The sequence below is a fragment of the Mucilaginibacter gossypii genome, assembly GCF_900100945.1.
GTDB lineage: Bacteria > Bacteroidota > Bacteroidia > Sphingobacteriales > Sphingobacteriaceae > Mucilaginibacter > Mucilaginibacter gossypii.
The window spans coordinates 683431-698216 of the sequence record NZ_FNCG01000001.1 but is presented as its reverse complement, the minus strand read 5'-3'; the positions used below and the strand labels follow the sequence as shown (position 1 = coordinate 698216).

Sequence of the window (14786 nt, the reverse complement as noted above, 5' to 3'; positions counted from 1 at the left end):
AAATTTGTATTCTATGTTAAATTACTACTGCGTCAATTAACCGAAAAGGTTACCTCCATTTTGCTGCCTGGCTTTAAGATGAGCCATTGCCAATCTTGAGCGCTTCCCTTCTGGGCTCAGATCAAGGTGCGATGTACCATCCTCAAGTGTAAAGTCAAAGCCTAATTCTTTGGTTACAATTTTCAAGTCGTTTATATGCAACTGGGTAGCAAATTCCTGGTGGGTATGAGGGCATACCGCCATCCCCCTTTTTATACCTTCCTTTTTGTAAATATGAGCGCCTATCTGGGCCGGCCGTTGTATAATATGAAAAAACTTGCCAAACGGGATCCAGATAAGAAACATAATAACTGTTATAGCATGGGTTACGGCCATATAATCATATGCAATGCCTTTCATATATTCATAACCATAGCTCAAGCCAAGACCGGTAACAGCAATAGCTAAAAGCAGGATTAACGGCAGCAAATCACCCTCAAAAGTTTGCGTAGCAACTAAACCGGCATTAGTGAGGCGACGACGCATAAATATCAATACGCCGGCAATAACTAACCACGAGCACCAGTAAAGGGCCTTAAAAATCACAAAAGCCACAAATGAACCAAGTGCAAATTCAAACATTTTGAATCCGAAGAAATGGGCTTCATACATGTGCACTCTCGAGGGGTTTATACTGGTTGCGGGGTTCATGGTAAAATTTATCCAGCCAAAGGTTAAAGGAAAAGTAACACAGAAAGCCATTGTGCAACCTGTTGCCATTAAAAAATGGCCTATCCACCGGCTCCGTCCGCGGGGATAAATAAACTTTTGGAAGCCAATATTTTGTATAAACTCTTTTGCAAATGAAATAACATGCAAAAATATCTTCCCGGTAAAAAAAAACTGAAAGGTGCGCTTAAAATACATCCAGGTAGGTGGCCTTTGCAACCATACGGTATAACGGTAAACTATTCCGAAAAAAGCGAACACAGTTCCGAATAAATAAATAATTAATGCGGGGTCGAAATTTTGAAGCTTACGTGAGCCATAAAAAACGAACGAGATTAACAATAAGGAAACTCCTGTAGCTATAAATAGGGCCTTTTTATTAAGAGACATATCCATCTGCTAATTGTATTAAGAAGTATGATAATTGCCGGTTTCAATAAGCCGGATTAGATTTTCACCAAAAATATACAACTATTTCTGATGCGGGTTTTCCTGGTTTCTGTTTATTATTATAATATGCCGTGGCTATTATAAAACATTTAAAAATACAAAAAAAACAGTTTCTTGTATCGGTTTTAATTACATTAGACTATATTCTTCAATAATTACCTTTTATTAATGCCTCTTTATTTCCTGTTATCATAAACTTATTACGAAAATATGGAAGCTCAGCATACAGCACTACCACCTAAACCAGGCGAACCGATTACGGGCCACTCACTCCAAACTTTCTTCCCTGGTTACTTTGCTTTGGTAATGGCAACCGGGATAGTTTCGGTTGGTGCCTTTTTATATAATATGAAACAGGTTGCCAACATCTTGTTATGTGCTAACGTTATTTTTTATATTGTGCTTTGGGCTGTGCTCATATTCAGGGCAATTAAATACCCTACAGATGTATGGAAAGATATAAGCAGTTCGTCGCGTGGAGTCACTTTTTTAACCATCGTTGCCGCGAATAATGTTTTAGGGAACCAGTTTGCTTTAATGACCTCCTATAAAGATGTAGCCATTTTTTTATGGGAATTTGGCATCGTACTCTGGGTGATGATTACTTACACCTTTTTTATTGTGATCACCGCCAAAGAACCTAAACAAGGAGTGGAAGCGAGTTTAAGCGGTGCCTGGCTGCTCATTGTCGTAGCCACCGAATCTGTAGCGGTGCTGGGGGCTATTATTGCCGGTGAAATGGTTCATAAGGATGTTACTATTTTTATATCGTTTTGCGCTTTCCTCATTGGAGCAATGCACTATATGGTATTTATATCGTTAATTATATACCGCTGGCTTTTTATAAGCATGAAAGCGGAGTTGTTAACCCCTCCTTATTGGATAAATATGGGTGCCGTAGCCATTACCACGCTGGCGGGTTCACGTTTATTGATGTACTCACACAATCATGAATGGATAAGCGGCATTAGCTATTTTTTACCCGGGCTCACGGTTTTTTTCTGGGCGTTTGCAACCTGGTGGATCCCTATCCTGTTTTTATTACCTGTATGGCGGCATATCATACAAAAAGTTCCCGTGAAATATGATCCGCAATATTGGTCGCTCGTTTTTCCGGCCGGTATGTACGCCGTAGCTACCTTTAATTTTTCCAAAGCGCTTGATCTCCCGTTTATCCTGCCCATTTCCAATATCTTTATTTATTTTTCAATTACAGCATGGGTGATTGTTTTTGCCGGAATGTTAAGAGAGTTCATCCGTTTTTTGCATTCAGAAAAGAGCCTTTAAATATTTCAAAAACTTAAGTATAAAGGCATTGCTTTATTCTAACCTCAAAAGCAACAGAAAGGGAGAACAATCAATAATAGTTAAAATCTGTTTTGGAAAAAGCGGCTAAGATTGTCCGGAGTTTTTTATTTAAAGGTCATTGTAATGTTTTGGCATAATTAACCGTATTGGTAATCAAATTGTATTTTTTTTATTAAACCCAAAAAAAGGTTTTGAAATTTCAAAAAAAAGCCGATAATTGCCACCGAAATATCAGAAAACTCGAGCTATTGATTAAAGATTCGCATCTGGATACGATGCACCGGTCAATATCAACAGAAAGATATTTTAATATTACCATTTGGTTAATTTATTAGTTTCCTAAACCTTTCTTTTTGATGAGCATCCGTATAACTATCCGATCCTTATATGTTTTAATTTTACTATCCTTCACTGCTGCGTTAAAAGGCTATAGTCAAACCATACCAGTTGGAAGCTATGCTGAGGAGCTATTACGCAGGGATCAGGTAGCAGGAAATACAGGCAATACGTCATCGCTTGTTATCAGGCCTTTAGCTTCAACGGTTGCTGATCCTGCGTTTCAGCCATTGATTTCGAGCCATGAGTATTTAAAATTCAATTTCATGGGCATGCCATCGGGTTTACGCATCCTTCCGTTTAACTGGTTAAATGAATACAACGTGAACCGTCCCTTTGGCTACAATAATTCCTCCTTGTATCCCAATGCAGGCTATCAAAGCATGCTTAGCGGCGGTTTCTTGTTAAAAGCCGGAATTCTCAACGTACAGATAAAACCTGAGCTGGTTTACGCACAAAATAAAAGCTTTTCAACTTTTGCAGATGTACAGGCCCGAAACAATTCGCCGGCACTTATGGGTGCTTATTTTGGCCAAATCAATGGAATTGATGCACCCGAACGATTTGGTACATCTTCTTTAAAACATCTTTATCCCGGGCAATCAAAAATCACTTTGACGTATAAAAGCATTGAAGCCGGCGTATCTACAGAAAACTTGTGGTGGGGACCAGGAATAAGAAATTCAATCATGATGAGCAATTCGGCCCCTGGCTTTTTCCATTGGACCTTCAATTCAACCAAACCGGTTAAAACACTGGTTGGCTCATTTGAGTGGCAGATCATAGGAGGCAATCTAAAACAATCGGGTTTTGCACCAGACGATGTAAGCAAACTTATATACGGCAGCAATTTATATAGCCCCAAACCTAAAGTTACAAGGTATATTTCGGCCTACAGTGTCAACTGGCAGCCTAAATGGCTAAAGGGCTTATACCTTGGCCTTTCTGCTTATGACTATCTTGACAAAGACTCTCTTTATCATAATAAAAACATTATCCGTAAAGTAATTCCGGTTATTACCGGCTCTTCACTAAAGGCGAATGACATCAACAACGGACAAAACGGCGACCAACAGGATTTTGCGTACGCGCTCAACATCAGACAACTGCTACCTTTATACAAAGCTGAAATTTACTTTGAATGGGCTCGTAATGACCGCACCGGAAGTATTTCTGACTTTTTACAGGAACCCGAGCATTCATCAGCATATACCTTTGGCGGACGCAAATTGTTTGAACTTAGCCGGGGCGGCTTTATACAAATTAAATCGGAAATAACACAGTTGCAAAGAGCGCCAACCTATTTGCTGCGTGACGAACCTTCATGGTATATCCATTCGCAAAGCCCGAGAGACGGTTATACCAATTATGGCAGATACATAGGTGCTGGAATCGGACCAGGTGGTAACAGCTTTATCTTTGATATAAGTTACCTCAAAAATTACAACTCTTATGGCCTTATGCTGGAAAGGCAGTTACATAACAATGATCTGTATTACCAGGCTTTTACTGAAGCCAGAGTAAGCAATCTTCACTGGGTAGATATTGCGGGTACATTTTATGCTAATCATAAATTTAAAAACTACCTGCTCTCGGCAGAAGCTACCCCTGTTTACACGTTGAATTATGAATACAAAAATGGCTCGACTTTCAATTTACATGCCAGGATTAACTTTACTTATTTTTTTAATTAATGAACAATTTTAGCCCCGATTTTTAGTTTATCGATCAACACACCATTTATACTAGAAATTAAAAAAATCACTTTAACCCCTAAAATGGGAAATTGGTTTACTTTTGCAGAAAATATTATCATTTATTGGAGTGTTATTTTATACTCTGATGACTTTCACATATGAACAGACTTCGCTTTCTTATATTTTTAATTGCTGTACTCAGTTTCGGAGCAGTTACTAATATTACCGCCCAAACCAACTTACAAAACATTTCCTCAATTAATGTCGACGATATTTCAGATCAGCAACTGATTCAGCTGCTACAGCAAGCTCAAAAATCAGGATTAACCGACGCTGAGTTGCTACAGCAAGCTCAAAGCCGGGGAATGTCAGCCGCACAGGTTCAAAAGTTAGAACTTCGTATAAAAAAATTAAGGACCAAAAACAACGAATCATCCAATACCCAACCCGATTCGACACTTACACGGCAAGGCAGGCAACTTAATTATAAACCAGATACTACTGATACCCTTTACACCAATAAAGATTTATTTGAAAGCTTAAAGCCAAAAATTTTTGGCGCCGATATTTTTAAAAATAAAAACAGTTCATTTGAACCCAATCTTAAACTGGCTACCCCGTTAAATTATATTGTTGGGCCTAATGATCAGCTTAACATAAGTGTTTACGGCAGCTCTTTGGTAAACTGGAAACTGGAAGTATCCCCCGAAGGAAATATAAACATTCCGGGGGTTGGCATTTTAAATGTTGGCAGTAAAACTATTGAACAAGCCACAGCTTTGATAAAAAGTAGGCTTGCAGCGAATAATTATGCGGTTGGCCGCGGTACAAGCGTACAGGTTACCCTTGGAAATATCCGTAGTATTCAGGTAATTATTATAGGGCAGGTAGCTAAACCGGGCACTTATACCCTACCCTCGCTCGCTACCGTTTTTAATGCATTATATATGGCAGGCGGCCCAAATGATAATGGTAGCTTAAGGCAGATAGAGGTTATCAGGAATAACCACATTATCAGGCACCTGGATGTTTATGATTTTTTGTTAAAAGGCGATCAGAAAAACAACATTACCCTGCAGGATCAGGACATTGTACGCGTACCAACGTACCGGACCAGGGTGCAGCTTGTTGGTGAGATTAAAATACCTGCCTTGTTTGAAGTTTTGCCGGGTGAAAGCCTGGATAACATTATAACTTATGCCGGAGGTTTTACTGATAGTGCATATACTGCCAGGATCAAAGTATCGCAGGTAAGTGATCAGCAGCGCAAAATAACGGATGTGTTGGAAGCCGATTATAAAAACTACATTCCGTTAAGGGGCGATAAGTATACTATTGAACCTATTATATACAGGTTTGAAAACAGGGTAGTAATAAAAGGAGCAGTTTTCCGGCCTGGCGATTATGAACTGCAAAGTGGGCTAACACTGCTGCAATTAATTGACAAAGCCGCGGGATTAAAAGAAGACGCTTTTACCGAACGCGGTACAATTACCCGCCTAAAGCCGGATAACAGTACCGAAATAATAGGGTTTAATGTTAAGGACGTTATCAATAAATCTGTAAATATCCCCTTACAGCGTGAAGATATTGTTAACATCTCGTCCATATTTGATTTAAGAGATAAATACACCGTTACTATTAATGGTAATGTAAGGAAACCGGGGAAGTTTGCTTTTTCAGAAAATATGAAAGTAGAAGACCTGATTTTAAAAGCCGGCGGTTTTGCAGAAGGCGCAAGTACAAACCGTATTGAAGTAGCCCGGAGGATAACCGATGCCGATCCTTCATCTAAAAACAGTTCAGTATCGCAGGTTTTTAGCGTTAATATTGACGGTAAGCTGAAACCGGCAGACGCTAACTTTGTGCTTACGCCCTTTGATATTGTTTCGGTATATAGCCTGCCCGGATATGAAAAGCAAAAAACAGTAAAGGTTGAGGGCGAAGTTTTATACCCCGGCTCCTACACCATCAAAAGTAAAAACGAAAAAATATCCGACCTGATTGCCAGGGCTGGCGGGCTTACCGCCTCGGCCGATGCAGCGGGCGGTTCGCTAAAACGCGATAATTTTGCAATACTGGGTATAGATAAAAACAAAGCAGATACGGCATCAGTAAATGCTGAACGCTCGGCCCGGATAAACAGGTTAAAACAATCATACAAAGATTCGACGAAAACCACTACCGATACCGTACAACAAAGAAATAATTATGTTGGTATTGAGTTGGATAAAATTTTAAAGTCTCCCGGATCAAAAACAGATTTGCTTTTGGAAAATGGCGATGTTATCAGGGTGCCAAAGCAACAGCAGATTGTTCGTGTTAACGGCCAGGTACTTTACCCAAGCGCCGTGGTATTTGACAAATCAAAATCATTTAATGATTTTGTTTCCAATGCCGGCGGTTACGGGCCGGATGCACTGAGGCGCGGCGCATATGTGGTTTACCCTAACGGAACGGTAAAAGGCACACGGAAGTTTCTTTTCTTTAATAATCATCCATCTGTTAAACCTGGTAGTGAAATATATGTACCTAAAAAATCAGAAAGTAAGGGTAATACTGCCCAAACTATATTAGGGTTTACTACCGGACTGGCTTCTTTGGGAGCAATTATTTTAGGGATATTAAGTTTGAATAAATAGCAGCTAAAAATCACCAAACTTTATTCATGACTCAAACTATAAAACATAGCCCCGACGAAATTTCAATAACAGATTTTGTAAAAAAAATTCGGTCGGTGTCTTCATATCTCAAAAGCAAATGGCTCATAATATTAATTACCAGCATAGCAGGTGGAGGATTAGGGTTAGCATATGCGATACTAAAAAAAACCGTTTACACGGCCTCTTCTACTTTTGTATTAGATGATGGAAATAAATCCGGTGGTTTAAATCAATATGCAAGTTTGGCCTCCATGGCTGGTATAGATATTGGCGGAGGAAGCGCCGGTGGAATATTTCAAAACGATAATATTCTTGAACTATACAGATCACGTTTAATGATTGAAAAAACATTGTTAAGCGAAGCAACCTTTAACGGCAAAAAGCAACAATTAATTGAAAGGTACATTGACTTTAACCATCTTAGAGACGTTTGGAAACAAGAAGATAATAACGGTGATATTTCATTTACCGGCAGTTCAGATAATTTTAGCCGTAAACAAGACAGCATTATTTCTAAGCTTGTTGAAGTACTCAATAAGCAATCGCTTACAGTTAGTAAACCGGATAAAAAACTGAGCATTATAAGAGTAGATGTTACAAACAAAGATGAATTGTTTGCAAAGGAATTTAATTTGAAACTTGTTGCAAATGTTAACGACTTTTACAAAACAACAAGGACCAAAAAGAGCAACCAAAACATACAAACACTTCAATTCCAAGCAGACAGCGTTAAGAGGGTTCTAAATAATTCAATTAATGGAGTTGCATCAGCAATAGATGCTTCACCTAACGCAAATCCCAGCCTGCAGATATTAAGGGCCCCGTCTCAGCGAAAACAAATAGATGTACAGGCAAGTACCGCTATTTATGGGGAGATTGTAAAGAACCTTGAACTTTCAAAAATGTCATTGAGACAGGAGACACCATTAATTCAATTAATTGACAGTCCCATACTGCCTCTCGAAAAAACTAAACTTAACAAACTTGTAGGATTTTTTGTGGGGATGTTATTAGCATCTTTGTCAATAGTATTAATACTATTATTATTCAGACAATCCAAATTGGTTCCTAAAGCTTAACTAATACATGAAGATCAGCATTATACTACCTCATGTAATTCGAAGACCAGGAGGGGGCACAAAAATCATGTATGAGTTTGCTAATCAGCTAAGTGATTTAGGTCACGAGGTTGTGGTATATAATTGCATACAAACGTCTTTTTTTGAATTATCGGGGCTAAAACTATTAGTAAAAAGATTGTACCTGTTTTTTAATAAACACCCGGCATGGTACAAATTCAATAAAAGCATAAAATCAACTATCATTAAACAGGTAAGCAATATCTTGATTGATGATGCTGAAGCAATTTTTTTTACAGGATGGTCATTAGCGTATGACCTCCAAAAACTCAGTCAAACTAAAGGAAAAAAATTTAATCTGATTCAAGATCTTGAATTTTGGACAGGCGAAAAAGAAACTATTATTGATTCGTATTTATTCAAGAACATAATTAAGCTAACTTATTCAAATCACATACAAAACTATATAACACAGTTAGGCGAACAGGTTCATAAAGTTTCAATTAGTGTTGATACGAACTTTTTTAAAATAGCATCGCCCATTGAGAAACGGGTTGAACGCACTATTTGTATGATGTATTCAACAGAGGAAAGAAAAGGGTCGAAGTTTGGTCTTGAGGCCTTGCTTAGGCTTAAAGAGCAAAACAACGATCTAAAGGTTCATTTATTTGGGACTTCCGCCGGACCTTTAAATTTGCCGGAGGGATTTCAATATCACCAAACGCCTAAAAACCTGCCGCAGCTAATGAATAGCTGCTCTATATTTTTAACCCCGAGTTTATGGGAGGGGTACGGAATACCGGGTATTGAAGCTATGCATTGCGGGTGCGCAGTAGTTTGCTCGGACGCTGAAGGACATATGATGTATGCTAAAAATAATGACACTGCCATTGTTTTTAAAGCTGGGGATACCAATAATATTGTTCATGCACTATCAATGCTGCTTAATGACGATAAGGAGCGGATAAGAATAGCAAAAAATGGGAATAAATTTATTTTAGGTCAAAAGTCATGGGCGGATTGCGCGATCGAACTGACCGATATTTTTGAAAAAAATAAATAGTACTTCAGAAAAAGTTCTTTGGTATATACGTCTAAAACCTAAACCATTTTACAGATTAATACTTTTTTAAAGTCAAAGCACGTTGAAATTTAAGTCAAAACTAAATCAGTATTTTAAAAAATCCAGTATTGCAATAACTATCGGCTTGGGAGGGCTTAAGCTCATAAAGGCAGTATTAACATTAGTTATAATTATACTTTCCGCTAAGTACTTTGGCGCTTCATCTGATAGGGATGCCTGGCTTGTAGGGGTATCGATAATTACGGTATTTATACAACTCTTATTTGGCCCAATCAACGAAACTTTTATTACAAAATATATTCACATCCGTGAAGAAGAATCGGAACAAAGCGTAAACGATGCTACAAACTCATTAGTATCAACTATAATTATCTTATCTCTTATTATCAGTGCAGGTATATTTTGTTTTGCGGATAGTCTTGCAAACTTATTTGCACCGGGCTTTACCGAGGACCAAAGAAAGGTACTGGTTTTGATGATCGATATTTTGATTCCTTCATTGATTATGCTGGAAATTGTTAATATCTGGAGTTCTATTTTAAATGCTTACAAATCATATTTTATTCCCGATCTATTTTCATTTGTTTCGCTTACGCTCAATATCATATTGATTATCATACTATCGCCGTCAATAGGCATATACTCATTAATTGTGTCAGCATATATAGGCTCAATACTTCTGCTCATTATACTGTATCGGGAACTTAAGTATAAATTTAATTATAGTTTCAAATTTATAATTCCAAATTTCCAACAGGTAAAACCCTTCTTCCTCTTCGCGTTACCTTTATATGTTAATTACTTGTTCTCACAGGCCGATACTATTATTGAACGCAATATAACAACCACAAAAGGCACCGGTAGTGTGTCAATGTTAGATTATGCCAGGAAATTTACTGAGCTGCCTACAGGTTTGATGATTGCAGTTGTAACAACGGTATTAACTCCTCTGTTATCGCTTTATGCAGTTAAAAACACAGCGAAAGAGTTAATGGAAGAAACTCAGAAGTATTTTAGGTTTACCATATTGCTGATTTTGCCTATTTCCATTATGTTGATTATTGCACCTCGAGAGATTATTGAAGTGGTTTTAGTTCGGGGTAAATTTGTAGAACAATATGTTAACCCTACAAGTCTGTTGCTTAGGTGGTATGGGCTTGGGTTATTTGCGGTTATATTTTATGTAGTTTATACCCAACTTTTAATTGCCCAAAAAAAAGTATATTTTTTTTCTAAGGTTGTGATATTAACCTATGTGGTTAAAATAGGCTTCAATATTTTTTTTAACAATTATTTTGAATTAAATACATTTCCCATATCATCAATGCTATCCAACTTTATAATGGGGTTAATACTTATGTATTTTGGACTGAAAGAATTTAGGAAAAAGATGCTTACTGATGCCTTTTTCATGCTCTTGATATTTTCTTTATTAGCAACAGGCGGGCTTTTTTTTCATGATTATTTAAAACCGTATTTAAAAAACAACCTGTTAGTAATATTTATCTCTTTCGCGTTCATCTTTAGTTTTGAGCTTATTTTAATTTTGATTTTGAGAATCGATGAAGCGAAGATAATTAGCAGGTTCTTCAGTTCATCATATAAGCGAGTTTTTTTAAATGGAAAAAAAGATTAAAATTATTGAATGCGCAGATCAACTGGGCTTAGGCGGCACCGAATATGCACTCCAATTATATTGTAAATATTTAGATAAGGAAAAATTTGATGTTACTGCGGTTGGCCTCTACAAAGGCGGGGAAAGAGAGCAATTAATTAAGGGCCTCGGTATTAAAGTGGTGGTATTAAATGGAGACTTTAACGAATTCGAAAAGATTATTGAAGGAACAGATGTTTTTCATTGGCATGGATATGGTCAGGTGGACGAAAAATTATTTGCTTCTTTAAACAAAAACAAACCCCGATTAATAATTCAAACTAACGTTTTCGGCCACTTTGAGAAATCGCCATTTTATGATCTTATTGACTTTGATCTGTATATCTCAAAAATGATATTGGTGCGGCGAATGGCACTTGACGGCTCATATGCAGAGCAATTTGTGGGTAAGCGAAAGGTATTGCCGTATCCGGTTGACATAGATTTTTTAAAAGATGAAAATATAGAACCTCCCTTGGCAGATGTTGAACAATTTAAAATTAAGCATAACATTAATGACTGCTTTGTGGTAGGTCGGGTAGGCCGCGCCGACGATCATAAATTTGATATGATAACACTTACCGCTTTTGCTGAATATCTCAACTATAACAATAATGCTAAATTTTTATTGGTGGGTGCCACGAAAAGGATGCTTGCGTTGATCAAAAAACTAAAAATAACTAACAGCGTAATAATATTAGATAACACAACTCATATGAAACAGCTTCTTACTTACTATAAAGCAATGGATGTTTTCTTAGCAGCAAGTAATATAGGCGAAAGTTTTGGAATGGTGATGGCTGAGGCAATGAGTATGGGAGTACCGGTGGTAACCATTAGCACCCCCGCTAAAGACAATGCACAGGTTGAAGTTGTAGATAATGGGGATACCGGCTTTGTGACATATCGATTAAAAGAGACGATAGCCGCTGCAATTAATCAGATTTGTTGTAATCCGGAACAGGCAAAACTATTTGGAAAAAACTCCATTCAAAAAATATACCGCTCCTACAGAGCTCAAGATATAGTTCATAGCCTCGAGCAGTTAATATTAAAAAACTTAGGCATTGAATTTAAAGATGCACCTTACTTAATTGTAAATTGGGATAACGATCTTAAAGCTGATTATAAAAATAGATGCAGCAATTTATTCGGACAACCGAATCTTATCGGCAAAATAAAAGTAAGGTATTACCAAACATTTGCTTATAAAGTTCACAACAAGCTTTTTAGCATAATAAGAAAAATGTGGTAATGAAAATATTATTTATTAGCTCGGCTCAACAGCCCGATTACTTATGCGATGCCATGTACCACGGCCTAAAAACCGTTTATGAACAGGGTGTTGAGGCGGTCAACGATATGTGGTATATGTACACTTCCCTGTTAACCGACGAACAAAAACACTTATATGGCAAAGGTTTTTCCCTTTATGGGCTATTGGCTCCTGAAATTAAAAATGTACCTCCAATTAACGACGTGCTTAACCGAATCCGGGAAGGCTATTATACTTATATCGTTTACGGCTCTGTTCAACAATGCAAATTATTTCTTGACCTTGTTATTGAAAATTACAGTTCAGATAAAATCATCTTTATAGATGGGGAAGACCGCACGTCCATTGTTAAAGAACTAACAACTAAAGGGTACTATTTTAAAAGAGAACTGATAAATAGCACTCCAACAGTTTACCCGATAGGGTTTGCAATTCCTGCCAAAAAAATTGTAAAAACGATTCCACAGAAAAGCAGAGAGTGGGCAATTAACTATCCGGGTAAGCTACATACATACATACATAAAACAGAGGATTCATATTATTTTGATTATCAGACATCAAAGTTTGCTGTAACGTTTAAAAAAGAAGGGTGGGATTGTTTGCGGCATTATGAAATCTTGGCAAACGGTTGCCTGCCCTATTTTAAAGACTTACATGAATGCCCTGATAAAACTTTAACAAATCTCCCTAAAGATATATTGCTGAAAATAAAAGCTAAAATTGAAAGTGGCACTCCATTCTCTGATGAAGAATATAGTGAAACTGTAAACGGCTTATTGGAATTTACAACTCAAAATTTAACTACCGAAGCCTTAGTGGATTATGTTTTTAAAGTGGTAAAAAGCACCGTTGACAAAAAAACTGTTTCCGCCAGGCTTAATTTTGCTGAAGATGCGGTTATTTTAAAGACAAGATTTATAGATGATGCATTGAACATATTTAAAAAAAACAATCCGGTTATTATTCATTATAGTTTATCCTCTGTTCAGGAATTAAGATATTTGCAACATACTCCCGGTATAGTTTATGCACAGACTTGTTTTAAATCTGCAATAGATACATCGTGGTCAAAGGCTATTAATCTTCTTGAACTACGGGAACAACCGGTTTCGTTTGCTGATGTTATAATTTCAGATATGACATTGCCATACCAGGAAGACATTCTTGATTATATGCAAAACGTTATTAAAGCTATGAATCATGATACAAGATTGATTATTGTGGTGCCCAATTATAAAAGCTTTTCAACTGTATTGGGTTTCATTAAAAATGATCTTAAGTTTGGTCGACTGACGCTTGCTAAAACATCTCAGGTTAACTTTTATTCAAGCAAATCATTGCTAAAATTTTTAAAGTCATTTAACCTATACCAAAGCAGGCAATTAGCCTATGATTTTGATAATAGCCATCCGATCAAAAGAGTTTTGAACAAATTTAATTTTCTGCGGTATTTTACCTGTCGAAAACTGATGATTGAAGCGAGGTTAAAACATGAGTAAAGTATTCATAGTTTTAGTAAATTATACTAAGTATAAAGATACAATTGAATGCTTGGAAAGTGTTTTAAAATCTTCATACCAAAATTTTGAGGTTATCATAATTGATAATTCGCCCAACGATGAATCTGAATATAATATTCGTCGATGGCTCAAAGGTGAATATAATTGTTCAGAAATAAACACGTTATTCCCTGAATTGGTTTATCCTATGCTTGGCAAACCAATTTCGTATACCTATTTAAAAGAGGCTCAGCTTGAAAAAGCTGAGCCGGCGCCTAATAAGGTACTATTTATAAAAGCTATTAACAGAGGTTTTGCCGCTGCTAATAATTTGGCATTTAAATATATTTTAAAAAGTGCTAATCAATCATCATTCGTTTGGCTACTCAATAACGATACCGTTATTGAAAAAGAAACGTTAAAAAATATGATTAACTTTTATAAAAATAACGATCCGGTATATGTTATCGGAAGCAAACTCAAATATTATTATAAAAAAGAGGCTTTGCAGGCAATATGTGGCCGATACAATAAATGGCTGGGAAGTACCTATCATATTGGCGACGGAGAAATAGACCGTGGGCAGTATAACAATTACGTAATGAGCAATGACAATTATATTGTAGGAGCATCAATATTTTTTCCAATTGTTTTTTTAAGCACTGTTGGCGTGATGAATGAAGACTATTTCTTGTATTATGAAGAAATGGATTGGATTTTGACAGGACGCAAATATGGCTTTAAAATAGCGTTAGAACCAACCGCGATAGTATATCATAAAGAGGGAGCTTCAATAGAAGGAGCTTCGTTAAACGGGAAAAATAAAGACAAATCTGTTGCCGATTATTTCTCTATAGTGAATCGGCTTAAGTTCACAAAAAAATGGTATCCTCAATGTACTGTCAGTGTTACTATAGGGGTATTTTATGCATTATTAAAGAGGTTATTAAAGGGCAGGGTGAGGTTCGTAACAAGGGTGACCAAAGCTGTTGTTAAAGTTTTGTTTACATCCTATACTGGTAAAATATAATT

The 14786-nt window shown here is 36.8% G+C and carries 10 protein-coding genes; 9 read left to right on the top strand and 1 reads right to left on the bottom strand.

Features of this window, described 5'->3' with window-relative positions; translation table 11 throughout:
* Nucleotides 1-36 precede the first annotated feature (36 nt).
* Nucleotides 37-1098: an MFS transporter gene (locus tag BLS28_RS02955; RefSeq protein WP_256337326.1), complete on the bottom strand. Its 1062-nt coding sequence runs from the start codon at nucleotides 1096-1098 to the stop codon at nucleotides 37-39.
* A 270-nt stretch (nucleotides 1099-1368) separates the two neighbouring features.
* Here BLS28_RS02955 and BLS28_RS02950 point away from each other — a divergent pair, with 270 nt between their 5' ends.
* From BLS28_RS02950 to BLS28_RS02910, 9 genes are all read left to right on the top strand, one after another.
* The gene (locus BLS28_RS02950) at nucleotides 1369-2445 is read left to right on the top strand and encodes a tellurite resistance/C4-dicarboxylate transporter family protein (protein WP_091162795.1); all 1077 of its coding nucleotides are present in this window, start codon (nucleotides 1369-1371) and stop codon (nucleotides 2443-2445) included.
* A gap of 377 nt (nucleotides 2446-2822) precedes the next feature.
* Nucleotides 2823-4496 carry a capsule assembly Wzi family protein gene (locus tag BLS28_RS02945; RefSeq protein WP_091162794.1) on the top strand — a complete coding sequence of 558 codons (1674 nt, stop codon included), beginning with the start codon at nucleotides 2823-2825 and terminating at the stop codon, nucleotides 4494-4496.
* A gap of 161 nt (nucleotides 4497-4657) precedes the next feature.
* A complete protein-coding gene (locus BLS28_RS02940; RefSeq protein WP_091162793.1) occupies nucleotides 4658-7141 on the top strand; it encodes an SLBB domain-containing protein in 2484 nt (827 codons plus the stop codon).
* Nucleotides 7142-7167: 26 nt separating this feature from the next.
* Complete coding sequence (locus tag BLS28_RS02935; RefSeq protein WP_091162792.1) at nucleotides 7168-8241, top strand: GumC domain-containing protein; 1074 nt, start codon at nucleotides 7168-7170, stop codon at nucleotides 8239-8241.
* 7 nt (nucleotides 8242-8248) lie between these two features.
* Entirely contained in the window at nucleotides 8249-9304 is a 1056-nt protein-coding gene (locus tag BLS28_RS02930) for a glycosyltransferase family 4 protein (RefSeq protein ID WP_091162791.1), read from the top strand.
* 82 nt (nucleotides 9305-9386) lie between these two features.
* On the top strand, nucleotides 9387-10961 hold the full coding sequence (locus BLS28_RS02925; RefSeq protein WP_091162790.1) for a lipid II flippase MurJ: 1575 nt from the start codon (nucleotides 9387-9389) through the stop codon (nucleotides 10959-10961).
* Nucleotides 10945-12234 (top strand): glycosyltransferase family 4 protein, encoded by a 1290-nt coding sequence (locus BLS28_RS02920; RefSeq protein ID WP_091162789.1) that lies wholly within the window; start codon nucleotides 10945-10947, stop codon nucleotides 12232-12234. The genes BLS28_RS02925 and BLS28_RS02920 overlap by 17 nt, the downstream gene beginning before the upstream one ends.
* A 116-nt stretch (nucleotides 12235-12350) precedes the next feature.
* Nucleotides 12351-13754: a hypothetical protein gene (locus BLS28_RS02915; RefSeq protein ID WP_143020679.1), complete on the top strand. Its 1404-nt coding sequence runs from the start codon at nucleotides 12351-12353 to the stop codon at nucleotides 13752-13754.
* Nucleotides 13747-14784, top strand: coding sequence for a glycosyltransferase family 2 protein (locus BLS28_RS02910; RefSeq protein WP_091162787.1), 1038 nt, complete (start codon nucleotides 13747-13749; stop codon nucleotides 14782-14784). The genes BLS28_RS02915 and BLS28_RS02910 overlap by 8 nt, the downstream gene beginning before the upstream one ends.
* The last annotated feature ends 2 nt before the right edge of the window (nucleotides 14785-14786 follow it).

Excerpts from the sequence above, each read along its gene's own strand:
- BLS28_RS02955 (WP_256337326.1), bottom strand. The coding sequence starts at position 1,098 with ATGTCTCTTAATAAAAAGGCCCTATTTATAGCTACAGGAGTTTCCTTA.
- BLS28_RS02950 (WP_091162795.1), top strand. The coding sequence starts at position 1,369 with ATGGAAGCTCAGCATACAGCACTACCACCTAAACCAGGCGAACCGATT.
- BLS28_RS02945 (WP_091162794.1), top strand. The coding sequence starts at position 2,823 with ATGAGCATCCGTATAACTATCCGATCCTTATATGTTTTAATTTTACTA.
- BLS28_RS02940 (WP_091162793.1), top strand. The coding sequence starts at position 4,658 with ATGAACAGACTTCGCTTTCTTATATTTTTAATTGCTGTACTCAGTTTC.
- BLS28_RS02935 (WP_091162792.1), top strand. The coding sequence starts at position 7,168 with ATGACTCAAACTATAAAACATAGCCCCGACGAAATTTCAATAACAGAT.
- BLS28_RS02930 (WP_091162791.1), top strand. The coding sequence starts at position 8,249 with ATGAAGATCAGCATTATACTACCTCATGTAATTCGAAGACCAGGAGGG.
- BLS28_RS02920 (WP_091162789.1), top strand. The coding sequence starts at position 10,945 with ATGGAAAAAAAGATTAAAATTATTGAATGCGCAGATCAACTGGGCTTA.
- BLS28_RS02915 (WP_143020679.1), top strand. The coding sequence starts at position 12,351 with ATGTACACTTCCCTGTTAACCGACGAACAAAAACACTTATATGGCAAA.
- BLS28_RS02910 (WP_091162787.1), top strand. The coding sequence starts at position 13,747 with ATGAGTAAAGTATTCATAGTTTTAGTAAATTATACTAAGTATAAAGAT.